Here is a 26,065-nt window from a genome sequence, read left to right as displayed (position 1 = left end):
CCCACCCCCCTTTCCCCCCCCTCCCCCCCCCCCCCCCCCCCCCCCCCCCCCCCCCCCCCCCCCCCCCCCCCCCCCCCCCCCCCCCGCGCTGGTCAAGGTGCTGATCCACCGCCGGGAGGAGCGCGGCATGGTGGTCGAGCCGTACGCCAGCCGCTGCGTGCGGGCCGGCGAGCTGCACGAGCTGGTCAGTACGGACGTGACGGACGGGACGCCGGGGACGAGGGTGAACCGGGTGGGCTTCCTGGGGTTCGCCGAGATCTCCCGCGCCGGCGTGATCGACCGCGGGGACACCGTCTGGATCGCCGGCCGGCCGGTCGGCACCGTGCTGGGCTTCGACGCCTGCCACTTCCCCAACCACTACAACGTCCTGATCAGCACCGGTGAGCCGGTGACCGGGGCGGAGCTGGAGCTGGCGCCGGAGGCCGAGGTCCGCTTCGCGCAGTCCCGGTAGCGAGCCCATGAGGAACAGGGGGAGCGGCCACGGGGGGCCAGACCGCTCCCCCGGCGGAGTTCCCACCACCGGGCGTCGTGTCAGGGGGGAAGCCACGACGCCCGGTCCCACAGCGGGGAACCCCGGATCCACGCACCGACGGACTCCTGCCAGATCCTCGGTACGACCACCATCCTGCCGTCGGGTCCCGTCCCGGGCACCCCGTACAAGGGCCCCTCACCCGGGGACCTTCGTCCCACCGGGTGAACGCGTTGCTCACGCCGTTGGGCCGTCCGGTGGATAAGCTGCCGTTCGGTACGAGCGCGCGGCGGCGCACGGACGGCGGAGGAAGCAGGGCGGTTCGATGGCACAGGCAAGGAAGATCGGAATGTACCTGCTGCTGATCTTCGTGGTGTACACGATCATTCACTCACCCGCACGCGCGGCGGAGCTGGTCCAGTCGGGTTTCGTCGGGATCTCCGACGCGGCCAAGGCGGTGGGGGCGTTCATGACCGGGCTGATCAAGTAGTGCCGGCACCGCCGGGTTACCGTGTCCGGGTCCCGCACCCTCATCCCGCTAGGAGCGCATCGTGATCCGGCACCTGGTCCTGTTCAAGCTCAACGACGGCATCGCCAAGGACGACGAGCGCGCCCTCGCCGCCGCCGAGGGCTTCGAGGGCCTCGACCGGCAGATCCCCGAGCTGCTGGAGTGGCAGACCGGCTGGAACATCAGCCCGCGCGAGGTCGCGTACGACTACGCGCTCAACAGCCTGGTCGCCGACCAGGACGCGCTGCAGGCCTACGCCACCCATCCGGCCCACGTCGCGGCGGCCGCGCGGTGGCGGGAGATCGCCACCCTGGTGGTCGCCGACTTCGAGGTCTGACCCCGACTCCGGCCCTCGATCGCATTCGCACGACCCAACGGCCCCCCGGCCTCCCGGTGGCTCCCCGCGAGCCCCGGGCGGTCCGGGGGGCCGTTCGCACTCCCCGACCGGCTGCCCGCCGGCCGGTCCTGCCCGGTTCACCCGCCCACCAACACGCCTCCATGGGGTGCTTGAACGAACAGCGCCCGGCTTGTGATGCTATGACCGATTTTGCCGGGCAGGACGAGGTGGTGAACCGAGGGAGGGGTGGTCCGTGCGGATCCAGGACGGCACACCGGACACCGGCACCGGTGGCCCCGGCGAGCAGCACGAGCGCCCCGAGGAGACCCCGGCCCACGACGACAGCCCGGGCGGCCGGCCACTCGACGTCCGCACCCTCACCCGAGTGCTCTTCGAGCGCCTCACCGAGCTGCCGGCCGACGCCCCCGAACGCGAGCAGGTCCGGGCCGCCCTGATCGAGGTCAACATCCCGCTGGTGCGCTACGCGGCCACCCGGTTCCGCAGCCGCAACGAGCCGATGGAGGACGTGGTCCAGGTCGGCACGATCGGCCTGATCAACGCGATCGACCGGTTCGACCCGAGCCGCGGCGTGCAGTTCCCGACCTACGCGCTGCCCACCATCCTCGGCGAGATCAAGCGCTACTTCCGCGACAACGTCCGCACCATGCACGTGCCGCGCCGGCTGCAGGAGCTCTGGGTGCAGGTCAGCGGCGCGATGGAGGAGCTGACGGTGACCCACGGGCGGACCCCCAAGGTGCCCGAGATCGCCGCCAACCTGCGGATCCCGGAGGAGGACGTCCGGGCCTGCCTGGACGCCGGGCGGGCCTACAACGCGGCCTCGCTGGAGGCGGCCCAGGAGCACGAGGGCGGCCTGGCCCTGCTCGACCGGCTGGGCTACGAGGACTCCGCGCTGACCGACGTCGAGCACCGGGACATGGTCCGCCACCTGCTGGTGCAGCTGCCCGAGCGGGAGCGCCGAATCGTGATGCTCCGGTTCTTCGCCAACCTGACGCAGTCGCAGATCAGCAACGAACTGGGGATGTCCCAGATGCACGTCTCGCGGCTGCTCGCGCGGATCCTGACCCGGCTGCGGACCGGCAACTCCTGGGAGGAGTGAGGGGAGGCGGCGGGTCGCTCGGCGTTACCGCCGAGTGACATCTTGCGACGTTCGGGTTTGCCGGGGACCGTGATCCGGTAAGCAAGCGGTTGGGGGGCGCCGCGCGCGGTCGGCGTGCACCGGGGAACCACCGAGCGGCGGCTCCCGTTGGACCAGTCACAAGGGGGTGGGTGCATGTCCGCAGAGCTGGGCAGCACAGAGATCCACGGCAGTACGGCGGTCGCCGAGCACACTGTCTCCGAACACGCCGTCCCCGGGCCTGCCGCGGGCCCGATCCCCCGTCAGCAGCCCCCGCTCGGCCCGGGCCTGGACACCCGCACGCTCTCCCGCTCGCTCTTCCGGCGGCTCGCCACTCTGCCCGCGGGCAGCACCGAGCACACCTACGTCCGGGACACCCTGATCGAGCTCAACCTGCCGCTGGTCCGCTACGCCTCGGCGCGCTTCCGCAGCCGCAACGAGCCGATGGAGGACATCGTCCAGGTCGGCACGATCGGCCTGATCAAGGCGATCGACCGGTTCGACCCGGAGCGCGGGGTGGAGTTCCCGACCTTCGCGATGCCCACCGTGGTCGGCGAGATCAAGCGCTTCTTCCGGGACACCAGCTGGTCGGTCCGGGTGCCGAGGCGGCTGCAGGAGCTGCGGCTGGCGCTCACCAAGGCCGGTGACGAGCTGTCCCAGCGGCTGGACCGCTCGCCGACCGTCGCCGAGTTGGCCGCCTGCCTGGGCGTCAGCGAGGAGGACGTGGTGGAGGGCCTGGCGGTGGGCAACGCCTACACCGCGAGCTCGCTGGACTCCACCCCCGGGGAGGAGGACGGCGAGGGCCCGCTGGCCGAGCGGCTCGGCTACGAGGACCTCGCCCTGGAGGGCGTCGAGTACCGGGAGTCGCTCAAGCCGCTGCTGGCCAAGCTGCCGCCGCGGGAGCGCCGGATCATCATGCTGCGCTTCTTCGGCAACCTGACGCAGTCGCAGATCGGCGACGAGATCGGAATCTCCCAGATGCACGTCTCCCGGCTGCTCACCAAGACCCTCACCCAACTCCGCGAGGGCCTGATCAGCGAGGGCTGACCGACCCGTCAGCCCTCCGCCAGCAGGTTCTTGCGCAGGCCGGAGAGCACGGTGTCGTCCAGACCCAGGCCGGCCTGCCAGAACGCGTCGAAACTCGGCCAGCCGGCCTCGACCTCGGCGAAGGCCGCGTCCAGGTACGCCAGGTCGGCGCGGAACAGCGGGAGCAGCAGGCTGGGGTCGCGCACCAGGCCACGGGTGCCGAAGCTGTCCACGATCCGCTCGATGATCGCCGCCGAGCGGATGTTGGTCAGCAGGTAGTCCTCGGTCACGACCTCCCGGTCCACGCCGAGCGCGGTCAGCAGCAGGGCCGCCGTCCAGCCGGTGCGGTCCTTGCCCGCGGTGCAGTGGAAGAGCACCGGAGGGCCGTCCGGGGCGGCCAGCAGGCGCAGCACGGCGGCGAACCGCTCGCGGGCGACCGGGTCGGTGACGAACCAGCGGTACAGCCCCGTCATGATCGCGGCGGCCTTGCCGTCGCCGAGCAGCTGGTGCTGCCTGACCGGATCGCGGTCGGCCAGCGCGTCGCGCAGCGCGACGTAGATGTCGAAGTCGACGGCGAAGATCGGCAGGTGGTGCAGGGTGATGCCGTCCGGGTCGGGGGAGTTCAGGCGGACCGGCTCGGCGCTGAGCTCCACGGCCGAGACGTCGGCGACCGGCAGGCCGGGCACCCGGTCCGGGCCGGCCTCGCGCACCTCGTCCAGGCTGCGCAGGTCGACCACGTGCCGCAGGCCGAGGCCGAGCAGTAGCTCCAGGTCCGCCTCGGTGAGCCGGTTGAGGCCGTCGCTGCGCAGGGCCACCCCGCCGCGCAGCACCCGACCGTCGGCTGTCCGGTACCCGCCGAGGTCGCGGGCGTTGACGGCACCGGCCAGGCCCAGACTGCGGGCGGCCAGCTCGGCGGCGGCCATGCGCGGCTGCTCGGTCACGATGGTTCCTCCTGAAGGAGAGCGGGGATCCGGAGTGCGGGACCCAGACAAGCGTACGAAGGAGCTCGGCCGGCCCGGCGGGCGCACTCGGCCGGCCGCTCGTCACAGGCGCCCCAGGAGGCGCGTTCTGGCTGGCCAGACGGGTTTCATGAGAAAAACTTGACATGTGCTAGCAAAGTTGTGCTTCCTTAAGTCTTCCTTAACGCATAGCCGGTGCCCAACATGGCGCCAGGGTGAACGTCTATGACAGATTCGCTGCACTCTCACCCATTCGGCCGCGTCGGCGGCGGCTCCTGCCCCAGGATGGTCCAACAGTGACCCACGCGTTCTTTCCGCGTGAGGCACGGGGGTTCAAGCACATCCGGGGTGGACGCGGGGGCGGTCCGTCCCTGCTCAGGAGGGGAACACCGAACTATGGGTCGAGCGACCCGACGGGCTGCCGCCTGCGCGGCTGCCGGTCTGCTGGCTGCCGGTCTGCAGACCGCCACGGCGCACGCCGCCACACAGAACCGAATCGACCTCACCGTCCTCGTGGTGGACGACGGCGGCCCTGCCACCGCCGCCATCACGGCGGAGCTGCAGAGTGAGGGCACGCCCTACACCGTGGTGAAGCTGTCGGACCCGAAGCGGCCGACCATCAACGCCGCGTTCCTCAGCGACACCGTCAACGGCACACCCCGCGCCAAGTTCCAGGGTGTCGTCCTGCCGAACGAGAACCCCTTCGGGACCGGCTCCGCCGAGATGTCCGCACTCGCCTCCTACGAGGCGCAGTTCGGGATCCGACAGATCGACGCGTACACCTACGCGCAGCCGGACGTCGGCCTGAACTACGCTCAGAACCCGGGCTACATCGGTACGTTGGACGGCATGCAGGGCGGCGTCACCAGCGCCGGCCTGAGCGGTCCGTTCGACTACCTCAAGGGCAACGTCCCGTTCGAGAACATCGACCCCAACGTCAGCGAGAGCTACGGCTACTTGGCGACTCCGCTGAGCAACCTGCCGACCGGTTCCTCGTTCACGCCGCTGGTGGACATGCCGATCCCGGGCACCAGCAGCCGCGGTTCGCTGGTCGGCGAGTACGACCACGACAGCCGGCAGGAACTGGTCGTCACCTTCGTCTACAACCAGTACCAGCAGCAGTACCGGCTGCTGGCCCGCGGGTTCGTGGACTGGCTGACCCAGGGCGTGCACCTCGGCTACGACCAGAACTACTTCGAGGTCCACGTCGACGACCTGTTCCTCTCCGACGACCGCTGGAACAGCACGCTCAAGTGCACGCCGGGCGACGTCACCTGCCCGCCGGACGACAACACGGACAACGACCCGATCCGGATGACGCCGGCCGACGAGCAGTACCTGACGCAGTGGGAGAAGCAGAACAACTTCAAGCTCACCTTCCTCTTCAACGGCGGCGGCAGCGAGGACTGGAAGTCCGACAACAACACCACCACCGACCCGCTGGTGAGCGCGTTCGTGGCGGACCAGAGCAACTACAACTTCGTCAACCACACCTACGACCACCCGTTCATCGGCTGCGTCCAGAACACCACCGTGGTGCCCTGGACCTGCGAGACCGACGCCAGCGGCAACGACGTCTGGGTGGACGAGTCGACCATCCAGACCGAGATCCAGGAGAACACCGCCTGGGCCCAGAAGGCCGGTCTGAAGACCGACCCGACCGAGCTGGTCACCGGTGAGCACTCCGGCCTGGTCACCCTGCCGCAGCAGCCCACCGACAACCCCAACCTGGCGCCCGCGTTGGCCGCCGCCGGGGTCAAGTGGACCGGCAGCGACGCCTCCCGCGAGCCCAACCAGCGGGCCGTCGGCAGCTCCACGCTGACCGTGCCGCGCTACCCGATGAACGTCTTCTACAACGTGGCCACGCCGCAGGAGGAGACGGACGAGTACAACTGGATCTACACCAGCAAGGCGGACGGCGGCAGCGGCCTCTGCGAGACCTCGGGCAACTCCACCTGCCTGCCGGCCGCGCTGGACGAGAACACCGGCTACACCTCGTACATCGTCCCGCTGGAGACCCGGATCGACCTCGGGCAGGCGCTCAACAACGACCCGCGCCCGCACTTCATCCACCAGTCCAACTTCGCCGAGGGTCGGATCGCCTACCCGGTGCTGCAGAGCATCCTCGACACCTACAACGGGCTGTACAACGCCAACGCGCCGCTGCAGAACCTGACCGAGGCGAACATCGGCGGCGAGCTGCAGAAGCGCACCGCCTGGGACAACGCGGTGGCAGCCGGCCAGGTCACCGCCTACCGGATCGGCAACACCGTAACGGTCAGTGCCCCCAAGGGAGTTCAGGTCGAGGCCACGATGCCGAACGGCACCACGCAGACCCAGCTGCTCGGCCACAGCGCGTTCGGCAGTCCGTACGCCGGCAGCCTCACCGGCTGGGTGACCCCCGGCACCTTCCAGAGCGCGGTGACACTGCAGCTCCAGTCCGCCGCCGCCCCGGCGGCGGGCACCAGCAACGCGAACGTCGTGAAGGCCGCCGCCGCCAAGGTCGCCCCGGTCGCTCCCAAGGGCACCGTGCCCGCGGGCGTGGCCAAGGCCGTCCCGGCCGGCCCGAGTGACACCACCCGCACCAAGGGCAGCAAGTCGCTCGTCCCGAGCGACACCCAGCAGTAGGCATCACCAGTGCGTCGGTGGAGGCTCTACCGGGCCTCCACCGACGCGCCGCGCCCGAACCGACCGGGCGCCCGAGAGGGGGAGGGGAAGGCAGGATGCACGTCACCCTGCTCACCGAGGGGACCTATCCGCACGCGCACGGCGGGGTCAGTGTCTGGTGCGACCAGCTCGTCCAGGGCATGCCCGACGTCGATTTCGACATCATCGCGGTGACCGGAACCGGCAGCGAGAAGCTGGCCTGGGAGCTGCCGGCGAACGTCCGCACCGTGACCACCGCTCCGCTCTGGGGCCCGGCCGAGGACCGCAAGCCGCCGCGTGGCAAGGTCCTGCGCCGTTTCCTCGACGCGTACGAACGCTTCCTGCACTCCCTCCTCGACCCGGTCTACGCCTCGCACTTCGGCCCCGAGCTGTACGGCTTCGCCGACTTCGCCCGGCGGGGGCTGCTCAGCCCGGCCCTGCGCAGTGAGCCCGCCCTGCGCACCCTGCAACAGGTCTGGACCCGCGACTACCTGCCGACCGCCGCCGCCCGGCCGACCCTGCACGACGCGCTGCACGCCACCGACCTGCTGGAGCACGCGCTGCGCCCGCTGGCCGTCCAGCCGCCCACGGACGGGGTGGCGCACGCGGTGAGCGGCGGCCTCGCGGCACTGCCGGGCCTGATCGCCTCGCAGCAGCACGCCGTACCGTTTCTGCTCACCGAGCACGGCATCTACCTGAGGGAACGTTACCTCGGCTACCGCACCGGCCCCTACCGCTGGCCGGTCAAGGCGCTGGTGCTCGGCTTCTACCGGATGCTGGCCGAGGAGAGCTACGCCCAGGCCGCGCTGGTCACCCCCGGCAACCGGTACAACCGGCGCTGGGAGGAGCGCGGCGGCACCCCCAGCGCCAACATCCGCACCGTCTACAACGGCGTGGACCCGGACCTCTTCCCGGCCGCCGGGCCGGAGCCGCGGACACCCACCCTGAGCTGGGCCGGCCGGGTCGACCCGATCAAGGGCCTGGAGACCCTGATCCAGGCGTTCGCCCTGGTCAGAGCCGAGCTGCCGGAGGCCAGACTGAGACTCTTCGGCGGCACCGCGCGCGGCGCCGAGGCCTACCGGGACGGCTGCGTGCAGCTGGCCCAGGAGTTGGGCCTGGGTGACTCGGTGGTCTTCGAGGGCCGGGTCGAGGAGATCAAGGACGCCTACGCGGCCGGCAGCATCGTCATGCTCAGCAGCATCAGCGAGGGGTTCCCGTTCACCCTGATCGAGGCGATGTCCTCGGGGCGGGCGACGGTCTCCACCGACGTCGGCGGGGTGCGCGAGGCGGTCGGCGACACCGGTCTGGTGGTACCGCCGCGCGAGCCGGAGCCGATGGCCCGGGCCGCGCTGGAGCTGCTGCGCGATCCCGAGCGACGGGCCCGGATGGGCGAGCAGGCCCGGCTGCGGGTGATCGAGCAGTTCACCCTGCGGCAGACCATCGACGGCTTCCGCTCGATCTACACCGAACTGCTGGGCGAGCGGCGCTGGCGGCCCGGCCAGGTGGTCGCGGCGGAACCGGCCGCCCCGGCGTCGCCGCCGACCGGCGAACGGGTCCCGGCCGGCGTGGGCGCCGCGACCGGGTCCGGCGAGCAGACCGCGGACGACTACGGCTGGTGGGAACGGGAGGCCAGGTGAGCGGGCCACTGCGGCTCGTCCCGGACGAGGGCACGCCGGGCTGGGCTGAGGAGACCATGCGGCTGCGCGAGCTGCCGCGGCGCCGCCGTCCGGGGTCGCCGTCCCCGGCCGAGGACGCCCCCGAGCTCTCCCCCGACCCGATCGACGAACTCGCCGAGCGGCTGGCCGACGTCTGCGCCGACGCGGTGCACCCGTACGAGATCGCCGCGTTCCTGGAGTCGGACGGCCTCACCGACGAGCAGGCCGCGCTCAACTACGGGCGGCCGGACTCGTTCGCGCTGGCCGAGGAGCTGTTCGCCAAGGTCGCCCGGCGCTACCCGGCACCGGTGATCGTCACCGGTGCCGACCCGTGGCGGGCCGACCCCTGGCGCTGCGTGCTGCGCGGGCTGGTCTTCGCGCTGCCCGGGCTCGGCTACCTGCTCGCCTCCGGCTTCTTCGCCGCGCACCGGCTGCGCTTCGGGCTGCCCTCCGGTCTGGCCGCGATGGCGGCCGCCACCCTGGTCAGCTGGGCCTGGAACCAGGGGCTGGCGCACCGCTCGTACGGCTGGCTGAGCCGGACGAACCGGCACGCGGCGGGCCGGGCGCTGGCGCTCGGCGCGCCCGCCGGGGCGCTGCTGGCCGCCGCCACCGGGTACCTGGTGGGCGGGCCGCTGGCCGCGCTCTGGTTCATCGCCGGGCAGTCGCTCTACCTCGCCGCGGCCACTGTGCTGCTGGTGCTGGGCCAGGAGAAGCTACTGCTGGCCGCGCTCACCCCGTCGGTGGTCGGGACCGGGCTGGTGCTGGGGGTACGGCTGCCGGGTGCCGCCCGGAGCGCGATCCTGCTGGCCACCCTGGCCTGCGCGGTCGGCCTGGCGGTCTGGCAGCTGGTGCGCTGCCTGCGCATCGATCCGACCGCTGGCGGCAGCCGTCCGCCGCGGCACGAGACCCTGGGCGCCGGTCTGTTCGGGCTCTCGGTCGGCACCCTCACCCTGTTCGCGGGGCTGGGCGCGAGCCTCCAGCACGGCCTGCGGCCAGGCACCGCCGGCCACCCGGGCACCACCGGCCCGGTGCTGGTCGCGCTCACCCTCAGCCTCGGACTCGCCGAGTGGCTGCTCTACCGGTACCGCAGCCTGGCCACCGCCGCGCTGCGCACCAGTCTCAGCCCCGGCCACTTCCGCCGCCGGACCGGCCTGGTGCTGGCCGGCTGCCTGGGTGGCTACCTGGCCGTGGTCGGCCTGCTCGACCTGGCCGCCACCCTGCTCTGGCCGCACACGCCCTCGAACTCCTCCCCGACCGGACCGCTGACGGCCGTCGACCTGCTGCTGCTCGCCGCCACGCTGTGGACGGCGCTGCTGCTGCAGGCGCTCGGCCTGGTCTGGCGCACCACCGGACTCTGCGCGGCCGCGGCCGTCGCCGAGTCCACCGCCCTGCTCTCCGGGGCCGATCCGTTGTGGGTCCAGCTGTACGGCTGCGGAGCAGCCGCCGTACTGCTGGTCCTGCTGGCCACGGTCGTCCTCGGTCGTACCACCACGCATCGCTGACGCTTTGTCAGTTCACCACAGAGATTGGGCATCCGACACAGATGAGCACTGTCGCAGTCACCGGAGCCGAGGGCTTCATCGGCTCCCACCTGGTCGAGCGACTGGTCGCGCACGGTCACCGGGTCCGCGCCATGGTCCAGTACAACTCCTTCTCCTCCTTCGGCTGGCTGGAGACCCTGGAGAAGGAGACGCTGGACTCGGTGGAGATCGTGCTGGGCGACGTCCGCGACCCGGGCTCGGTGAACGGGCTGGTCAAGGGCGTCGAGGCGGTCTACCACCTGGCCGCGCTGATCGCCATCCCGTACTCCTACCAGGCACCGCACTCGTACATCGAGACCAACGTCACCGGCACGCTGAACGTGCTGGAGGCGGTGCGCCACCTGGACATCCCCCGGCTGGTGCACACCTCGACCAGCGAGACCTACGGCACCGCGCAGACCGTCCCGATCACCGAGGACCACCCGATCAACACCCAGTCCCCGTACGCCGCTTCGAAGGCGGGCGGGGACCGACTGGCGGACAGCTACCACGCCAGCTTCGACACCCCGGTGGTCACCCTGCGCCCGTTCAACACCTTCGGGCCGCGCCAGTCGATGCGCGCCGTCATCCCCACCGTGATCGCCCAACTCGCCGCCGGCGAGCGGGAGATCACCCTGGGCGACCTGCGGCCCACGCGCGACTTCATGTTCGTCAAGGACACCGCCGCCGCGTTCCACACGGTCGGCACCGCGCTGGCCGAGACCGTGGTCGGCCGCACCTTCAACGCCGGCACCGGCGGCGAGATCTCGGTCGGCGACCTGGTCACCCTGGTCGGCAAGCTGATGGGCGTCGAGATCACCGTCCGGGAGGACGAGCAGCGCATCCGGCCCGCCAACTCCGAGGTGATGCGCCTGGTCGCGGACGCCACCCGGCTGCGCATGGCGACCGGCTGGGCCCCGGCCTTCTCGCTGGAGCAGGGCCTGGAGCAGACCATCGAGTTCTTCCGCGACCCGGCCAACCTGGCCCGCTACAAGACCGACATCTACAACGTCTGATCCCGTCCGCATCCGCATCTCTACCGTGGGGGAACCACCATGCACGCAGTGATCCTCGCCGGGGGCAAAGGTGTCCGGCTCCGCCCCTACACCACCGCACTGCCCAAACCGCTGGTGCCGATCGGGGACCAGCACGCCATCCTGGAGATCGTGATGCGTCAGCTGGCCGCCGCCGGCTTCGAGACGGTCACGCTCGCCATCGGCCACCTCGGCCACATCATCCGCGCCTACGTCGGCAACGGTTCGCAGTGGGGGCTGCGCGTCGGCTACGCGGTCGAGGACACGCCACTCGGCACCATGGGCCCGCTGCTCACCATGCTCGACAGACTGCCGGAGAACTTCCTGGTGATGAACGGTGACATCCTCACCGATCTGGACTTCGCGGGTGTGCTCAAGCACCACGAGGCCTCCGGCGCGCCGCTCACCATCGCCACCTACGCCCGCCAGGTGAAGATCGACTTCGGCGTGCTGACCACCGAGGACGGCAGCATCACCGCCTTCCGCGAGAAGCCCAGCATGGACTACCGGGTCTCGATGGGCGTCTACGGCGTGTCGCGCGCCGCGCTGACCACGTACTCGCCCGGACTCCCGCTCGGCTTCGACGAGTTGGTGCTCGACCTGCTGGCCGCGAAGACGCCGCCGGCCGCCTACGAGTTCGGCGGCTACTGGCTGGACATCGGCCGACCGGACGACTACGACCGGGCCAACGCCGAGTTCGCGCAACGCCGTTCGCTGCTGCTCCGGGACGACCGGGCGGCCACGGAGCTGCTGCACACGCTGCCGGGCGGCGAGGCGGAGAGTACGGTCTCCAGTGACGGGCGGGCCGCATGAGGTTCCTGCTGCTCGGCGCCGACGGCTTCCTCGGCCGGCACGTCGCCACCGCCCTGCGGGCGCTGCCGAACGGCGAGTTGGTCACCGGCGGCCGCCGGACCGGCCACAGCCTGCGGCTCGACCTGGCCACCGCCCAGGTCCCCCAGGTCGCCACCGCGCTGGCCGCGCTCGCCCCGGACGTGCTGGTGAACTGCGCCGGCGCGGTCTCCGGCAGCGCGCTGCACCAGGCCGAGGTCAACGCGCGCGGCCCCGCGGTACTCGTCGAGGCGCTCCAACTCGCCTGTCCCAAGGCGCGGTTCGTGCACCTCGGATCGGCCGGCGAGTACGGCGCGGTGGAGCCCGGGGTGGCCCTCGCCGAGGACGCGGTGCCCCGCCCGGTCGGGATCTACGGCGCGACCAAGCTGGCCGGCAGCCTCGCGGTGGCCGGCGGCGAACTGGACGCGGTGGTACTGCGGGTCTTCAACCCGGTCGGCCCGGGCTCCCCCGCCGCCTCGCTGCCCGGCCGACTGGCGACCGAACTGGCCGCCCGCCCGGGCGGGGTGGTCACCGTCGGCGACCTCTCGGCGTACCGCGACTTCGTGGACGCCCGGGACGTCGCCCGCGCGGTCGCGCTGGCCGCCACCGCCCTCGGTGAACTGCCACGGATCCTCAACATCGCCAGCGGGCAGGCCCAGCCGGTCCGGGCGATCGCCGAAGGGCTGGTGGTGGCGGCCGGGTTCACCGGCCGGATCGAGGAGAGCGGCAGCGGCTCGGAGCGTTCGGCCGCGGTCTCCTGGCAACAGGCCGACATCACGGCGGCCGGCAAGGCGCTCGGGTGGCAGCCCGAGATCCCGCTGGACCGGACCCTGCGCGACCTGTGGCAGGCTTGCGCCCGATGACGGTCTCCGCGCCCCGCCTGCTGGTGCCGCTGTACGTCCACCCCGCGGTGGACCCGGCGGCCTGGCAGGCGGTGGCCGCGGCCGGCCCGGCCGTCGTCCGCGCGGTCGTGCTCAACGTCGCGGACGGGCCGGGCCCGGCGCCCGACCCCGCCTTCACGGCGGCCGCGGCCGCGCTGCGCGCCGCGGGCGTCACGCTGCTCGGCTACGTGGACACCCGCTACGGACGCCGGCCGCACGGCGAGGTGGTGGCCGAACTGCTGACGCACCGCCAGTGGTACGACGTCTCCGGCGTCTACTTCGACCAGGCGGCCGGGCACCCGGCCGCCCTGCCGCACTACCGTCGACTGGCCACCGCGGCCCGCGCGGCGGGCTGCGGCACGGTCGTGCTCGGCCACGGCACGCACCCCGAACCGGACTTCGCCGAGCCCGGGTTGGCCGACCTGCTGGTCACCTTCGAGGGGAACTGGGCGGAGTACGAAGCACTGGCGCTGCCGTGGTGGACCGGGCACCATCCGGCCGACCGGTTCTGCCACCTGGTGTACTCGGTGCCGGACCGGCTGGCCCGGGCGGCGGCGGCACTGATCGCGACCCGGCGGGCCGGCGCGGGGTGCGCGGTGCCGGGCGGCGGCGCCAACCCGTGGTCCGCGCTGCCACACGGGATCGTGCCGGCCGACGCCACTCCCACCCTGATCCGCTGACCACCTGGAGTCCGCCGTGACGACCCGCCGTACCCCCGTGCTGCTGGCCGCCCTGGGCCTGTCCGTCACCCTGTTCGTCAGCGCGTGCGGCAGCGACGGCGGCGGGGACGACGGGGACGGCGGGGACGGCGGGCAGTCGGCCACGCCCTCCGCGGGCGGCGGGACCTCCGCGCCGGCGCCCGCGCCGAGCGGGCCGGCCTCGGCCTCGCCGTCGGGGTCACCGTCCGGGTCGCCTGCTCCGTCTCCGTCTCCCTCGGCCTCGACCTCGGCCTCCGGCCAGTACTGGCACCCCACCCCCGGGGAGGCCTGGCAGTGGCAACTCAGCGGCACGGTGGACCAGTCCGTCGACGTCCCGGTCTACGACATCGACGGCTTCGAGAACGACGCCTCGGTGGTCGCCTCGCTGCACGCCAAGGGCCGCAAGGTGATCTGCTACATCAACGCCGGTTCCTGGGAGGACTTCCGGCCCGACGCCTCGGCCTTCCCGCAGTCGGTGCGTGGCGACGGCGACGGCTGGAAGGGCGAGAAGTGGTTCGACATCCGGCAGATCAACGTGCTGGAGCCGCTGATGGCCCAGCGCATGGACATGTGCAAGGCGAAGGGCTTCGACGCGGTCGAACCCGATCTGCTGGACGGCTACGAGAACGACACCGGCTTCCCGCTCACCGCGGACGAGCAGCTCACCTACGACAAGATGATCGCCAACCTGGCCCACCAGCGGGGCCTCGGCGTCGCGTTGAAGAACGACGTCGACCAAGTCGCGCAGCTGGTCGACTACTTCGACTTCTCGATCGACGAACAGTGCGCCGAGTACCAGGAGTGCGACGAACTCACGCCCTTCATCAAGCAGGGCAAGGCGGTGCTGCACGTCGAGTACAACGTGCCCAACTCGCAGTACTGCGCGCAGAGCGACCAGCTCGGGTTCAGCTCGATGGAGAAGCACCTGAGCCTGGACGCCTGGCGGCAGCCCTGCTGACCGGCAGGTCGGAGCGGGACCCGGGCCCTGGTGGCCCGGCCCCGCTCCGGCCGGAAACGGTGCTGACGGTCTGCTAGCTGAGCGCGAGCCAGACCACCGCGACGACGATCGCGACCACCGCCACCACCAAGACGGTGATCACGCCGGCCCGGGCGCCACCGCCGCCACCGCGGTGCACGGACACACTGCCGGGGGCCTGCGCCTGCTGCTGCGCCGGGGTCTCGACGAAGGCGCGGAACATCTGCGTGCTGCCGGCGTTGTCTTCATAGTTCTCAGCCATGCGAGGGACTCTAACGAATCCCCCACCGCCCAGGACAGCCCGGACCCGCCGCGGAGTGACCCCTGAACGCCCCCGCGCACCCCGGCTGACCTGCTCCGCACCCACACCGATCGGCGCCGCCTCACCCGTTCGGCGGACATCGCCGGAATCCGGAATGGGGCCGGCACGGCGCTGGTTGTCGCAGGACATGACCGATATTCCCGCGCACACCCCGAGCCGGGTCACCCTCGGCACCTCCGACCTCGCCGTGTTCCCGCTCTCGCTGGGCGGCAACGTCTTCGGCTGGACGGCCGACCGGGACGACTCCTTCGCCGTACTGGACGCCTACGCCGCCGCCGGCGGCAACTTCGTCGACACCGCCGACATGTACTCCGCCTGGGCCCCCGGCCACCAGGGCGGCGAGTCGGAGACCATCATCGGCGAGTGGCTGCGCTCCCGCGGCGACCACGACCGGATCGTGGTCGCCACCAAGCTCGGCATGCTCCCGAGCTCGCCGGGCCTGAGCGCCGGCAACATCCGCTCCTGCGCCGAGGCCTCGCTGCGCCGGCTCGGCGTCGAGCGGATCGACCTGCTCTACACCCACCGCGACGACCCGGAGGTGCCGGTCGAGGAGATCATCGGCACGCTGGACGAGCTGGTCCGAGAGGGCAAGGTCCGGGAGATCGCCGCCTCCAACATCTCCCCGGAACGGCTGGCCGCCTCGCTGGACTTCTCCGCGCGCGAGGGGCTGGCCCGGTACGTCGCCGTGCAGCCGCACTACAACCTGGTCTCGCGCGACACCTACGAGGGCGAGCTGGCCAAGGTGACGGCCGAGTACGGGCTCTCCGCCGTGCCGTACTTCGCGCTGGCCTCGGGCTTCCTGACCGGCAAGTACCGGCCGGGCGGCGCGGCGGTGGACAGCGCCCGGGCCGAGGGCGCGGCCCGCTACCTGGCCGAGCCGCGCGGTCCCCGGGTGCTGGAGGCACTGGACACGGTGGCCGCCGCACACGGGGTCGAGGTCGCGAGCGTGGCGGTGGCCTGGCTGGCGGCCCAGCCGACGGTCGCCGCGCCGATCGCCAGCGCGCGCGTCCCCGAGCAGCTGCCCACCCTGCTGACCGGCGTCACCCTCCGGCTCGCCCCGGACGAGCTCGAGCTGCTGGACACCGCCTCGGCCTGAGTCCGGTGGCGGTCGTCGCCGTCCACAGCCTGTGGACGGCGACGACCGTCGCGCTACGGGCGGCCCAGGTGGGTGGGGAGGAAACCCTCCCTGAGGTTCGCGATCCGTACCGCGCCGCCCGGGTGCGGGGCCTCCACGTACCGGTGGTCACCGAGGTAGATGGCGACGTGGTGGATCCCCGAGGCCCGCCCGTTGCGCGACCAGAAGAGCAGGTCACCGCGGCGCAGCCGGTCGGCGCGGACCGGGGTGGTGGCCGCGTACTGGTCGTCGGCCACCCGCGGCAGGGCGATGCCGGCGCGCTGGTAGGCCTGCCGCACCAGCCCGGAGCAGTCGTAGCCGGACGGCCCGTCGCCGCCCCAGACGTACGGCTTGCCGAGCTGGGCCAGCGCGTACCCGATCGCCCGCTCGACACCGGTGCCGGCGGGCCGCCCCGAGGTCCGGCTCAGGTACACGTCCTTGAACCGGGTGTACCGCCACTCCCCCACCTCGTTGCGGAACCAGTACCGCGAGCCGTCCCAGCCCGGCCGGCTGGGCGCCCCCTCCGCGTGCGCGGCGCCCGCCGAGAGGCCGAGGCCGACCGCCCCGACGCCCGCCAGCACGACGGCGGCCAGGCAGGTACCGCGCACCGCCAGCGCCGCCCGCCGCACCGGCGCCGAGCCACCCCGGCCGGTCGACCGTGCCCGCCGCACCCGGGCCGCGCAGTGCGGGCAACCGCAGCCGCGCACCGCCGGCCCGTCCTCCCCGCGCAACTCCTCGAAGCGGATCAGCCCCACGTCCCCTCCCCCCGGGCCGCGCCGGCCCGGACGACCGGCGCGGGCGCGGGGACCTGGGCGGTGCCCGGCACCCCCGCCGGGGCGACGAACGCGACCAGCAGCTGCTTCATCAGCGCGCTGCGCGCGGACTCGTCCAGCTCCTGCGCGGTGGCCCGTTCCAGCCGCCGGACGGCCAGCGCCGCCACCTCCACCGCGTCGTCCACCAGCACCGTGCGCAGGCCGGCGTCCAGGTCGGCGAGCCGGCGCCGGCGCATCGACTCGGCCACCTCGGGCGCGTACTCCAGGCTCAGCGGCTGCACCGAGTACACCTCCAGCCCGGCCGGCGCGGTCTCCGCGGCCAGCGCGCGGGTCAGCTCGTCGGCGAACCACTGGCCGTCCCGCAGTGCCGGCCCCGGGACGGCGTCGCTGTCGCACGGCAGCGCGCTCGCGGTCCGGCTGAGCACGGCGTGGATCTGCTCGCGCAGGTAGTCCTCGTGATCGGCGACGGCCAGCAGGGCCCGCGCGGTGTCCTTGATCCGCCAGACCACCAGCAGCCGGACCAGCAGCGGCATGCCCATCCGGTCGGTGACCGGCACCGGCTCACTGCTCCAGTGCCGCAGCCGGACGTCCACCACCCGGCGGCGGAGCAACGGGTTGACCCAGAGCAGGCCGGTCCGGCGGACCGTGCCGTGGTAGCGGCCCCAGCCGGTGAGCACCCGGGTCTCGCCGCCACCGTTGGCGATCAGGCCGGCGAGCGAGAGCAGGCAGAGCAGGCCGGCCGCGGTCATGGTGACCAGCGCGACCACGGTGACGGGCCCGCCCGCCTCCCGGGCGGCGACCGAGCGCAGGTCGGGCAGCCCGTCGCCGAGCCGCGGCAGCAGCCCGACCCAGGCCAGCGCGGTGGCGACGGAGAGCGCCGTCAGCAGCGCCACCAGCAGCGCGGTCCAGCCCGGTGCGGCGAGCGCCGCGTTCTCCCGCAGGCCGGGCTCCAACCGGGGCGGACGGCGGGTGGCGAGTCCGCGCCCGCTGTCCACAGGCTGTGGACGGTGCTGGTCCTGCTGCCTCCCGGTGGCACCACCGCCGACCGGGGCGGGGTCCGGCCGCGCCCGGGCGAGCTGGGTCGCCCCGACCGGTGGCATCAGCCCGGCCGGTGTCCGGGAGGGGTCGGCGGCGGGGTGCGACGAGGAATCGCGATTGACGTCCATGCAGGATCCTCAGGGTCGATGTGACGCGCAACTCCGGCCCGGGTCTGACGGGCGATGCAGAGTCAGACTAAGGAGATAAGCGGGTAAATGCGACATTCATCCCATGGCGTGTCGATGCATCCTGACGCACCGTCGAGCCCGGCCCCTCCGCGTACTGACGATGCGTCAGGGGCACTACGGGCTCGTCGCGGACCGCTCAGCGCCGACGGCGATCGACACTGCGCGTGAGGGCCCGACGGGTCGCCAGCAGCGCGCCGGTGAGGGTCAGCAGCACCGCGCAGCTCAGCGTGCGCCAGCCGCCGAAGGGACTGCGGCGGGACATGACCAGCTTCGTGGGTGGCGCCGCCAGCGGCCGGCCCGGGGAACCGGTCGCGACCCCGGAGGCGCCGGCCGCGGAAGGAGTCGGCCCGGCCGATTCCAGGGGCGCGTCGGATGGCCCCACCAGCTGCCACGGCCACCCGAGAAACCACGGCATGACCGTGGCGCTCGGGGACGGGCTCAGGCTCGGAGCAGGGCTCACGCTCGGGGACGGACCCACGCTCGGGGACGGGCTCACGCTCGGGGGCGGACCCACGCTCAGTGAGGGTGAGGGTGAGGGTGAGGGTGAGGGCGAGGGGCGGGGCGCAGCCGACGCGCTGGGCGACGGCGAAGGACCGGGAGCGCGGGTGGGGGACCCACCCACCTCCGCCCCCACCCGTACCGGCACCCCGTCCCCCGCCGTCGCGTTGCCCGCCCGGTCCGTCGCCGTCGCCGTCAGCACCTGCTCGCCCACCGGCAGATCGCGCATCACGTAGCAGCCCCAGCTCCCGTCCACCGCCGCCACCGCGCTGCACACCACCCCGGCCCGCCCGGACACCGCCACCGTCACCGTCGCGCCCGGCTCGGCCGTCCCCGCCAGCCGTGCCCGGACCGCCGCCAGCTCGGCCCCGGCCGGCGGCGAGGTGATCAGCGGCTTGGCCGGCGGCACGGTGTCGACGATCAGCGTGACCGCTTTCCCGCTGGTCCGGTTGCCCGCCGGGTCCTGCGCCACGGCGGTGAGCACGTGCGTCCCCTCCGCCAGGGCCTCCACCGGCAGGCAGGACCAGGACCGGTCGGCCCGCACCCTCGTCCGGCAGACCTCCGTCCCGTTCCCGTCGACCACCGCCACCGTGGTCCCCGGCCCGGCCGTCCCGGTCATCAGCAGGTCGGGATCATTGCTGTACTCCGGCACGGTGAGCACCGGCACCGGCGGCGGCGTGGTGCTGACCGCGAACCGCAGCGGCTCGCTGTGCAGCATCACGCCCCCGCCGGTGGTCTCGGCCGCGACGACGGTGTGCGCGCCCTGCGCCAGCGCCGCGCCCGGCCGACAGGACCAGCCGCCGTTCCCGTCCACGGTGGCCTGGCAGAGCGCCACCGCACCCTCCTGCACCGCGACGGTGGCCCCGGCCACCGCGCTGCCGCCGTGGAACTGCGGCCGGACGTCGCCCACCACCGCCCCGCCGACCGGGCTGGTGATCTCCGGCCTGGGCGCCCCCACGGCCAGCCGGACGGTCTGGTCCTCGACCTCCCCCGAGTCCGCGAACCCGCCCGCCGAGACCAGTTGGACCGGGTCGCGGGCGATCCGCAGCCGGGCCCAGGTGTCGCCGGCCGAGACGCCCGGCGGCACGGTCCACTCCAGGGTGGCGCTGGTCGCGCCGGGAGCGATGTCGGCCTGCGCCCGTTCGGAGGCGTCGAAGCGGCCGTTGCGGTCGAAGTCGATCCAGCCGGCCAGGGTGGCACCGTCCTGCCCGGGGCTGACCGGCACGGTCACGTCGTAGTACTCACCGATCGCCGCCACGCCCGGGAAGTCGATGGTGGCGTCGTTGCCCAGGTGCGCGGTGCGGCCGGGCTGGACCTCCGGCGGCACGGGCGCCGGGCCGGTGCCGCCGACCGGCCCGGTGACGTGGACCCGGCCGTCGACCGGGAGGCGGATCCGGCCCGGTGTGGTGCCCGCCGCGTCGGCGCCGAGGAAGAGGTCGGAGACCAGGTGCGAGGCGTTGCCGTAGCCCTCCGGCGCGCTGCCGACCGTTTCGTCCAGGGTGACGGTGAACGCCTGGCGCAGCTGGACGGGTTTGGCGCTGCCGCCGCCGGTCGCGGTGCTGCGCTGTTCGATCCGGAAGGTCGCGGTGTCGAAGGTGCCGTCCAGCTCCAGGCTGCCGGCCGGATCGGCGGTGGCGTCGCCGCTGCCGTCGCTGCCGGCCGGGGCGAGCGCCCCGCCGCCGACCGTCCAACCGGACCAGGGCGACCGGGCGGTGAGCGCCGGGCCGACCGGAGTGCCGCCGATCACGGTGAGCCGGACGGCGGTGCTGGTGCCGCCGGGTCCGGCGACCGCCCCGGCCAGGCCGCTGGCGTGCAGCCGGGGATTGCGGACCGGGCGGGAGAAGGTGAGCTGGAGGGTGCCCATCGTGCGCCAGGCGCCGTCGGTGTGCGGGCGGTCCGGGGTGATCTCGAAGGTCTGCGCGGGCGCACCGGGGCGGACGCCGTCGGCGTAGGCGGGGGCGCGCTTGGCGCCGACACCGGTGGCGCCGTCCAGGGTTCCGGCCGCCGAGCGCACGCTCACCCCCGGCTCCGCCTGGAAGTCGAGATCGGCGGTGAGGCCCGAGCGCAGCACCGCTCGGTGGTCCTTCGACCAGCCGTCGGGGGTCTGCTGGGCCGAGGAGACCGCCGGCAGCCAGCCGATGATGAGTCCGACGGCCAGGGCCAGTGCGACCACCGCCGGTCGCCGGCCTCCCCGGAAAGCTCGCGCGACCATGCGACCGCCCCTCCTGTGCACACGATGTGACAAGAAGGAATCACGATCTAACCTGTGGTAACCGTCGACACCCGTACCCGCCGGGGCCGATTCACCCGGACAACCCAGCCGGACAATCCCCGGAAACGCCGAAGGCCCCCTCCGAGGAGGGGGCCTTCACGCTGGTGCGCTCAGCAGGATTCGAACCTGCAACCTCTTGATCCGTAGTCAAGTGCTCTATCCGTTGAGCTATGAGCGCCCTCGGAGCGATCGGAACCACTCCGCGGTGCTGCCCGGCAAGCCTACCCGATACCGGGCGGACCACCTGGCGTTTCGCAAGGGACGAGGCCCCGGCCGGAGCCTGGGGCCTCGTTCGTCGCGGTGCGCTCAGCAGGATTCGAACCTGCAACCTCTTGATCCGTAGTCAAGTGCTCTATCCGTTGAGCTATGAGCGCTCGCCCCGGTGATCTGCACCCTCGGGGCGTTGCGGGGACAACATTACATGACCGTCGACCTGGGGTGAAATCCATTGCTTCCGGGCACCCCGGCCGGGCCGGACCACCCCTCGGGAACGACCGGACCGCCCCCGGGAACGGGAGGAGCCCCGCCGATCGAAGATCGACGGGGCTCCCGTGAAGCGGAGGCTCGGGGATTTGAACCCCGGATGGGCTTTAAGACCCAAACCGCATTAGCAGTGCGGCGCCATAGACCGGACTAGGCGAAGCCTCCATTCACTCGGACCGCCCCACCGGGGTGGTGCGTTCCTTGTGCATGTGATGATGCCACAGCCAGGGGGCTCGGCACCAACCGCTGCTTACGTTACTAGGCGGGTCGTCCTCTCGGCAAAAACAATGGGATACTCCAACCCCCGGAGCAGCCCGGTCCGCCGTACACCGCAGTACGCGAGCCGCACGTAGCAAGAGTCGTGAGGAGACCTGTCGACGTGAGCAGCAGGCCGATCCGAGGCGCTGCTCGCCTCGCCGCGATACTCGACGCCCTCCCCGACGCGTTGCTGCTGGTCAACAGCAACGGCACGGTGGTCGACGCGAACGACGCCGCCGTTCGCAGCCTGCAGACCCCGGGGACGTCGCTGGTCGGGATGGGTGTCCTGGACCTGCTGCCGGAGTTCGACCCGAGCCGGATCCCGGGCTCGATGCGGCCGGCCCCGCGCGACGACGAGGGCACCGACCACCCGGTCCGGATGACCGCGCGGCGCACCGACGGCAGCACCTTCCCGGTCGAGGTCTCCGGCAACGACTTCGCCGACGAGGGCGCCAGCGAGGGCCGCGGCTACGCGCTGGCCCCGCTCGTCCCGTACGACCCGTACCGCGAGCGCGGCGGCCGGGGCGCGTCCAACGCCAACGACCTCCTGCTGCTGCTGGTCCGCGACCTGACCAGCCGGTTGGGCGTCGAGGCGGAGCTGCGCCGGCAGCACAAGCAGACCGAGATGATCCTGCGGGCGGCGGCCGAGGGCGTGCTCGGGGTGGACCTCGAAGGCCGCGTGGTGCTGGTCAACCCGGCCGCCGCGCACATCCTGGACTTCCGCGCCAGCGAGCTGGGCGGCCGCGAGCTGCATCCGCTGGTGCAGCACTCCCGGGCCGACGGCACGCCGCTGGCCGCCGAGGAGTCCGCGCTGCTCGACACGCTGACCTCCGGTCGCAAGCACCGGGTCCGCGGGGCGGTGCTCTGGCGCAAGGACGGCCGCCCGGTCACGGTGGACCTGACCACCGCCCCGGTCCGCGACGGCGACCAGCTGGTCGGCGCGGTGATGACCTTCACCGACCGGACCCGCGAACTCGCGCTGGCCGCCCACAACGAGCACCTCACCGCGGTACTGGAGAGCGAGGTCAGCGGGGCGCTGGCCGCGCTGCGCCGGCGGATCGACACGCTGGCCGCCGACCCGGCCGGGCAGCTCTGGCCGGAGGCGAACTGGACGCTGCGGGCGCTCGCGGACGAGTGCCGCCGGTTCGGCCTGCTGATCGACGGGGTGCTGGAGCACCAGCACTTCGAGCGACGCGCGGAGGGCGGCGGCCCGGCTGCCGAGGGGCACGCCGCCGGGGAGGACGCGCCGGCGGGTGGCAAGGGGGACGTCCCGGCGAGCGGCAAGGGCCGCGCGGAGCGCCGGAAGGGCTCGGAGCCGCGTGAGGGTGCCGACGGGCTGGCCCGCCGAGTGACCTCGCTGGACAAGCTGGTGGACCGTGCGGTGGAGATCGGCGGCCAGCTGGTCGGCGCGGGCCGGCTGCGCTTCTCGGTGCACGCCGCCGCCGTCGAGGTCACCGCCGATCTCGACCGACTGGCCCAGGCCTTGGCGTACCTGGTCGCGGACGTCAGCGGCACGGCGCTCTCCTCCGGCGGGCGCGCCGGGCAGCAGCCCGGGCAGCCGCCGATGGTGGTGCTGGCCGCGGCGCAGCGTGGTGAGGTGGCCCGGATCGAGGTGCGCGGCCCGGGCAAGGGCGGCAGCCGGGTGCACCTGCCGATGGCGCGCGGGCTGGTGGAGCGGCACGGTGGGGTGCTCCAGCGGCACGAACTGCCCAACCACGCGGGCACCACGTACGTCGTCGAGCTGCCGCTCGACCCGGCCGCGGCGCGCGCCGCGGCCGACCGGGCGGCCACCGACGGGCGGCAGGTGCCGCGGGAGACGGACACCGCCGTGATCCCGGACCTGCCGGGCATGCCGGAGCCGATCTCGGTCCGTGCTGAGGAGCCCGGTCCGGCGGCGGAGGACGAGTCCGGCGCGGAACGGGCGGGGAGCGGTGCCGACTCCGGCAGCGGCAAGGGTCCGCTCGCGCTGGGCCCCGGCACACCGAGCGCCGCCGAACCCCGGCCGCGGATCCCGGGGCAGGCCGGCCCGAGCACCAAGGACGCGGCCGGCCCGGCCGCCGAGCCGCAGCCCACGCGCCGGCGCCGCGCGCTGCCCGGGGGCGGGCAGCCGGCCGACGGTGGCGCGGGCGAGCCGGCGCCGCCGGTCCCCGGCCTGCCCGAGCCCGGGCTGCCGGTCTACCCCGGCCTGGAGCACGCGCTGCCGGCGGTGCCGGCGGAGCTGCCCGCGCCCGCCGTTCCAGCCGAGCAACCGCCGACCGGTCGCCGCCGCCGACTCGGCATCCCTGGCGGGTCGACCGGGGGCGACCCGCAGCAGGCGGCCAACGGCCCCGCCGCGCTGGAACCCGCCCGACCCGCCCCGTCGCCCGGCACTCCCGGCACGGCCCTGGCGCTCACCGACTCGGCGAGTCCGGCGGCCCCCGCGCTGCCGCCGATGCCGCCCGCGCCGCCGGCCGTTCCGGCGGACCAGGCCGCCGCGGCGCAGCAGGTGCCGGTGGGCACCGGGCTGGGCGAGCTGACCCCGCCACGGCCGTCCGGCTTCGCCGGCGCCTTCCCCAACGCGTTCCCGGCCGCCGCGGCCACGGAGCCCGCCGAACCGCGGACCGCGCCGCGTCCGTTGGCCGAACTCCCCGCGGCCACCGGCCCGGAGACCGGCGGGCCGATCGCCCTGCCCGGCGGTGCGGGCGCCACCGAGGGCCGGCTGCCCCGGCTCACCGGCGAGGACGACCCGGCCACCCCGGCACCGCGGGTGCCGGAGTACCCCGAGTACCCGGACTACCCGACCGTGGTGAACCCGGCCGCCGACGGCCGCCCGCGCCGGCTGCTGGTCTGGCCGGAGCCCGACCCGTCCACCAAGCAGGCGCTCCAGGACCGCGGCTACCGCCCGGTGATAGTGCGCTCGCGCGAGGAGGTCGACGCCCAGGTGTCGGGATTCCCGGCGGCCCTCTTCGTCGACCCGCTGACCGGCCCGATCACCCGCACCGCGCTGCAGTCGCTGCGCACCGCCGCGCTCAACAGCCGGGTCCCGGTCCTGGTCACCGCCGGCCTCGGCCAGGCCACCCGGGACGCCGCGTACGGCGCCGACCCGGCCGTGCTGCTCCGCGCGCTGGCCCCCAAGGACAGCGAGAGCCACGCGGCCCGGGTGCTGCTGGTGGAGTCGGATCCCGACATCGCGGCGGCACTGATCACCAGCCTGGAACGGCGCGGGATGCACGTGGAGCACGCCGTCTCGGAGAACGACGCGGTGTCGAAGGCCAGTAGCGTGCAGCCGAACCTCGTGGTGATGGACCTGCTCCAGATCCGGCGGAGGCGGCTGGGCCTGCTCGACTGGCTGCGCGCCAACGACCGGCTGCACCGCACGCCGTTGGTGGTGTACACCTCGGTGGACCTGGATCCGGCGGAGCTGCCGAGGCTGCGGACCGGCGAGACGGTGCTGTTCCTGGCGGAGCGGTCGACCAGCGCGGACGTGCAGTCGCGGATCGTCGATCTGCTCGGCCGGATAGGGACGTTGGGAGAGGTCAGCTCCGCCCAGTAGTTCGCCCTTGGCGTTCGACGCCATCCGTCCGCGGCGCATCCGGCCCGGCCGTCAGCACCACCCCGGGCCGGGGGCGTCGAACTGCCCTAGACTCGCCCTCCATGAGCATCGCAACTGCCGCAACTGCCAGGGACCTTGCACCGAGCGGCGTGCTGCGGGCCGCCATCAACCTGGGCAACCCGGTACTGGCCGACGGAACACCGACCGCGCCGACCGGCGTCACGGTCGACATCGCGCGTGAGATCGGCGCGCGGCTGGACGTCCCGGTGGAACTGATCTGCTTCGACGCGGCGCGGAAGTCGTACGAGGCGATGGCGACGGGCCGGGCCGACATCTGCTTCCTGGCCGTCGAACCCGCGCGCGAGGGCGAGGTCGCCTTCACGCCGCCGTACGTCGTGATCGAGGGTGTGTTCGCCGTGCCCCACGAGTCGGCTCTCGCCACGACCGCCGACGTCGACCGTGCCGGGGTGCGGATCGGCGTGAAACGCGGATCCGCCTACGACCTCTTCCTCTCCCGTACCCTTCGGCACGCGAGCGTCGTGCGCGGGGAGGAGGGGATCGACGAGTTCCGCGCTCAGGGCCTGGAGGTCGCGGCCGGGATCCGGCAGCCGATGACCGAGTTCGTCGCGGCGCATCCCGAACTCCGGCTGATCGAGGGTCGGTTCATGCAGATCCGGCAGGCGGTGGGCACGACCAGGGCCCGGCAGCCCGGGACCGTCCGGTTCCTCCGGGACCTCGTCGAGGAGCTCAAGGCCGGCGGATTCGTCGCCGACGCCCTCCGACGCGCGAACCAGTCCGCCGACCTGGTCGCCCCACCGGCGTAGGCGCGGAGCCACGCGTCCCCGCCACGGGTGCCGGCGGGCGGGAAGCCACGCCGACACCGCCGAACGCCGGATCCCGCGGTCGTGGTTGCCG

Annotated in this window: 20 protein-coding genes, 3 tRNA genes and 1 pseudogene; 16 read left to right on the top strand and 8 right to left on the bottom strand. The window is 73.3% G+C overall.

Annotated features, from left to right (window positions below):
- Positions 1 to 97 precede the first annotated feature (97 nt).
- The 5 genes from ACZ38L_RS28945 to ACZ38L_RS28925 all read left to right on the top strand — a co-directional run bounded on the left by ACZ38L_RS28945 (position 98) and on the right by ACZ38L_RS28925 (position 3,496).
- A complete protein-coding gene (locus ACZ38L_RS28945; protein ID WP_465698695.1) occupies positions 98 to 451 on the top strand; it encodes a DUF6917 domain-containing protein in 354 nt (117 codons plus the stop codon).
- Between the two features lie 343 nt (positions 452 to 794).
- Positions 795 to 959, top strand: coding sequence for a hypothetical protein (locus tag ACZ38L_RS28940; protein WP_465698693.1), 165 nt, complete (start codon positions 795 to 797; stop codon positions 957 to 959).
- A 61-nt stretch (positions 960 to 1,020) separates the two neighbouring features.
- Positions 1,021 to 1,314, top strand: a complete 294-nt coding sequence (locus ACZ38L_RS28935) for a Dabb family protein (RefSeq protein ID WP_465698691.1) — start codon at positions 1,021 to 1,023, stop codon at positions 1,312 to 1,314.
- A gap of 253 nt (positions 1,315 to 1,567) precedes the next feature.
- Entirely contained in the window at positions 1,568 to 2,431 is an 864-nt protein-coding gene (locus tag ACZ38L_RS28930) for an RNA polymerase sigma factor SigF (RefSeq protein WP_465698688.1), read from the top strand.
- Positions 2,432 to 2,605: 174 nt separating this feature from the next.
- Complete coding sequence (locus ACZ38L_RS28925; RefSeq protein ID WP_465698686.1) at positions 2,606 to 3,496, top strand: RNA polymerase sigma factor SigF; 891 nt, start codon at positions 2,606 to 2,608, stop codon at positions 3,494 to 3,496.
- 8 nt (positions 3,497 to 3,504) lie between these two features.
- Here ACZ38L_RS28925 and ACZ38L_RS28920 read toward each other — a convergent pair whose 3' ends face one another.
- Positions 3,505 to 4,416: a tyrosine-protein phosphatase gene (locus ACZ38L_RS28920; protein ID WP_465698684.1), complete on the bottom strand. Its 912-nt coding sequence runs from the start codon at positions 4,414 to 4,416 to the stop codon at positions 3,505 to 3,507.
- A 414-nt stretch (positions 4,417 to 4,830) separates the two neighbouring features.
- Here ACZ38L_RS28920 and ACZ38L_RS28915 point away from each other — a divergent pair, with 414 nt between their 5' ends.
- The 8 genes and pseudogenes from ACZ38L_RS28915 (at position 4,831) to ACZ38L_RS28880 (ending at position 14,654) form a co-directional block, all read left to right on the top strand.
- Positions 4,831 to 7,062: a hypothetical protein gene (locus tag ACZ38L_RS28915; protein ID WP_465698682.1), complete on the top strand. Its 2,232-nt coding sequence runs from the start codon at positions 4,831 to 4,833 to the stop codon at positions 7,060 to 7,062.
- A 95-nt stretch (positions 7,063 to 7,157) separates the two neighbouring features.
- Entirely contained in the window at positions 7,158 to 8,717 is a 1,560-nt protein-coding gene (gene pelF, locus ACZ38L_RS28910; protein ID WP_465698680.1) for a GT4 family glycosyltransferase PelF, read from the top strand.
- Entirely contained in the window at positions 8,714 to 10,237 is a 1,524-nt protein-coding gene (locus tag ACZ38L_RS28905; RefSeq protein WP_465698678.1) for a hypothetical protein, read from the top strand. The genes pelF and ACZ38L_RS28905 overlap by 4 nt, the downstream gene beginning before the upstream one ends.
- A 41-nt stretch (positions 10,238 to 10,278) precedes the next feature.
- Positions 10,279 to 11,271 (top strand): SDR family NAD(P)-dependent oxidoreductase, encoded by a 993-nt coding sequence (locus ACZ38L_RS28900; RefSeq protein WP_465698676.1) that lies wholly within the window; start codon positions 10,279 to 10,281, stop codon positions 11,269 to 11,271.
- Between the two features lie 39 nt (positions 11,272 to 11,310).
- A pseudogene (locus tag ACZ38L_RS28895) lies at positions 11,311 to 12,015 on the top strand (nucleotidyltransferase family protein); the annotation flags it as partial.
- 83 nt (positions 12,016 to 12,098) lie between these two features.
- Positions 12,099 to 12,980 (top strand): NAD-dependent epimerase/dehydratase family protein, encoded by an 882-nt coding sequence (locus tag ACZ38L_RS28890; RefSeq protein ID WP_465698674.1) that lies wholly within the window; start codon positions 12,099 to 12,101, stop codon positions 12,978 to 12,980.
- A complete protein-coding gene (locus ACZ38L_RS28885; RefSeq protein ID WP_465698672.1) occupies positions 12,977 to 13,678 on the top strand; it encodes a spherulation-specific family 4 protein in 702 nt (233 codons plus the stop codon). Before ACZ38L_RS28890 ends, ACZ38L_RS28885 begins: the two co-directional genes overlap by 4 nt.
- Before the next feature lie 16 nt (positions 13,679 to 13,694).
- Positions 13,695 to 14,654 carry an endo alpha-1,4 polygalactosaminidase gene (locus tag ACZ38L_RS28880; protein WP_465698670.1) on the top strand — a complete coding sequence of 320 codons (960 nt, stop codon included), beginning with the start codon at positions 13,695 to 13,697 and terminating at the stop codon, positions 14,652 to 14,654.
- A 73-nt stretch (positions 14,655 to 14,727) separates the two neighbouring features.
- Here ACZ38L_RS28880 and ACZ38L_RS28875 read toward each other — a convergent pair whose 3' ends face one another.
- A complete protein-coding gene (locus ACZ38L_RS28875) occupies positions 14,728 to 14,934 on the bottom strand; it encodes a hypothetical protein (protein ID WP_465698668.1) in 207 nt (68 codons plus the stop codon).
- A gap of 187 nt (positions 14,935 to 15,121) precedes the next feature.
- Between ACZ38L_RS28875 and ACZ38L_RS28870 the strand changes: the two genes are divergently transcribed.
- Entirely contained in the window at positions 15,122 to 16,090 is a 969-nt protein-coding gene (locus ACZ38L_RS28870; protein ID WP_465698666.1) for an aldo/keto reductase, read from the top strand.
- Positions 16,091 to 16,143: 53 nt separating this feature from the next.
- Here ACZ38L_RS28870 and ACZ38L_RS28865 read toward each other — a convergent pair whose 3' ends face one another.
- The 6 genes from ACZ38L_RS28865 to ACZ38L_RS28840 form a co-directional block, all read right to left on the bottom strand.
- Positions 16,144 to 16,863, bottom strand: coding sequence for a C40 family peptidase (locus tag ACZ38L_RS28865; RefSeq protein WP_465698663.1), 720 nt, complete (start codon positions 16,861 to 16,863; stop codon positions 16,144 to 16,146).
- Positions 16,854 to 18,047: an SPFH domain-containing protein gene (locus ACZ38L_RS28860; protein WP_465698661.1), complete on the bottom strand. Its 1,194-nt coding sequence runs from the start codon at positions 18,045 to 18,047 to the stop codon at positions 16,854 to 16,856. Before ACZ38L_RS28860 ends, ACZ38L_RS28865 begins: the two co-directional genes overlap by 10 nt.
- Positions 18,048 to 18,243: 196 nt before the next feature.
- Positions 18,244 to 20,817, bottom strand: coding sequence for an Ig-like domain-containing protein (locus tag ACZ38L_RS28855; RefSeq protein ID WP_465698659.1), 2,574 nt, complete (start codon positions 20,815 to 20,817; stop codon positions 18,244 to 18,246).
- A gap of 162 nt (positions 20,818 to 20,979) precedes the next feature.
- Positions 20,980 to 21,055 (bottom strand) — tRNA-Arg (locus tag ACZ38L_RS28850).
- A 123-nt stretch (positions 21,056 to 21,178) separates the two neighbouring features.
- Positions 21,179 to 21,251 (bottom strand) — tRNA-Arg (locus ACZ38L_RS28845).
- Between the two features lie 183 nt (positions 21,252 to 21,434).
- Positions 21,435 to 21,525, bottom strand: a tRNA-Ser gene (locus ACZ38L_RS28840).
- A gap of 214 nt (positions 21,526 to 21,739) precedes the next feature.
- Here ACZ38L_RS28840 and ACZ38L_RS28835 point away from each other — a divergent pair.
- Together ACZ38L_RS28835 and ACZ38L_RS28830 are read left to right on the top strand one after the other, a co-directional pair.
- A complete protein-coding gene (locus ACZ38L_RS28835; RefSeq protein ID WP_465698657.1) occupies positions 21,740 to 25,150 on the top strand; it encodes a hybrid sensor histidine kinase/response regulator in 3,411 nt (1,136 codons plus the stop codon).
- A 101-nt stretch (positions 25,151 to 25,251) separates the two neighbouring features.
- Positions 25,252 to 25,974 (top strand): transporter substrate-binding domain-containing protein, encoded by a 723-nt coding sequence (locus ACZ38L_RS28830; RefSeq protein ID WP_465698655.1) that lies wholly within the window; start codon positions 25,252 to 25,254, stop codon positions 25,972 to 25,974.
- Positions 25,975 to 26,065 lie beyond the last annotated feature (91 nt).

The sequence above is a fragment of the Kitasatospora sp. NPDC024654 genome (genome assembly GCF_055559155.1).
This window is presented reverse-complemented; position numbering and strand designations above follow the sequence as displayed.

Bases quoted from the DNA above. Each gene is read 5' to 3' on its own strand.
- ACZ38L_RS28940 (WP_465698693.1), top strand. From the start codon at position 795: ATGGCACAGGCAAGGAAGATCGGAATGTACCTGCTGCTGATCTTCGTG.
- ACZ38L_RS28900 (WP_465698676.1), top strand. From the start codon at position 10,279: ATGAGCACTGTCGCAGTCACCGGAGCCGAGGGCTTCATCGGCTCCCAC.
- ACZ38L_RS28885 (WP_465698672.1), top strand. From the start codon at position 12,977: ATGACGGTCTCCGCGCCCCGCCTGCTGGTGCCGCTGTACGTCCACCCC.
- ACZ38L_RS28925 (WP_465698686.1), top strand. From the start codon at position 2,606: ATGTCCGCAGAGCTGGGCAGCACAGAGATCCACGGCAGTACGGCGGTC.
- ACZ38L_RS28875 (WP_465698668.1), bottom strand. From the start codon at position 14,934: ATGGCTGAGAACTATGAAGACAACGCCGGCAGCACGCAGATGTTCCGC.
- ACZ38L_RS28870 (WP_465698666.1), top strand. From the start codon at position 15,122: ATGACCGATATTCCCGCGCACACCCCGAGCCGGGTCACCCTCGGCACC.
- ACZ38L_RS28855 (WP_465698659.1), bottom strand. From the start codon at position 20,817: ATGGTCGCGCGAGCTTTCCGGGGAGGCCGGCGACCGGCGGTGGTCGCA.
- pelF (WP_465698680.1), top strand. From the start codon at position 7,158: ATGCACGTCACCCTGCTCACCGAGGGGACCTATCCGCACGCGCACGGC.
- ACZ38L_RS28860 (WP_465698661.1), bottom strand. From the start codon at position 18,047: ATGGACGTCAATCGCGATTCCTCGTCGCACCCCGCCGCCGACCCCTCC.
- ACZ38L_RS28890 (WP_465698674.1), top strand. From the start codon at position 12,099: ATGAGGTTCCTGCTGCTCGGCGCCGACGGCTTCCTCGGCCGGCACGTC.
- ACZ38L_RS28830 (WP_465698655.1), top strand. From the start codon at position 25,252: ATGAGCATCGCAACTGCCGCAACTGCCAGGGACCTTGCACCGAGCGGC.
- ACZ38L_RS28915 (WP_465698682.1), top strand. From the start codon at position 4,831: ATGGGTCGAGCGACCCGACGGGCTGCCGCCTGCGCGGCTGCCGGTCTG.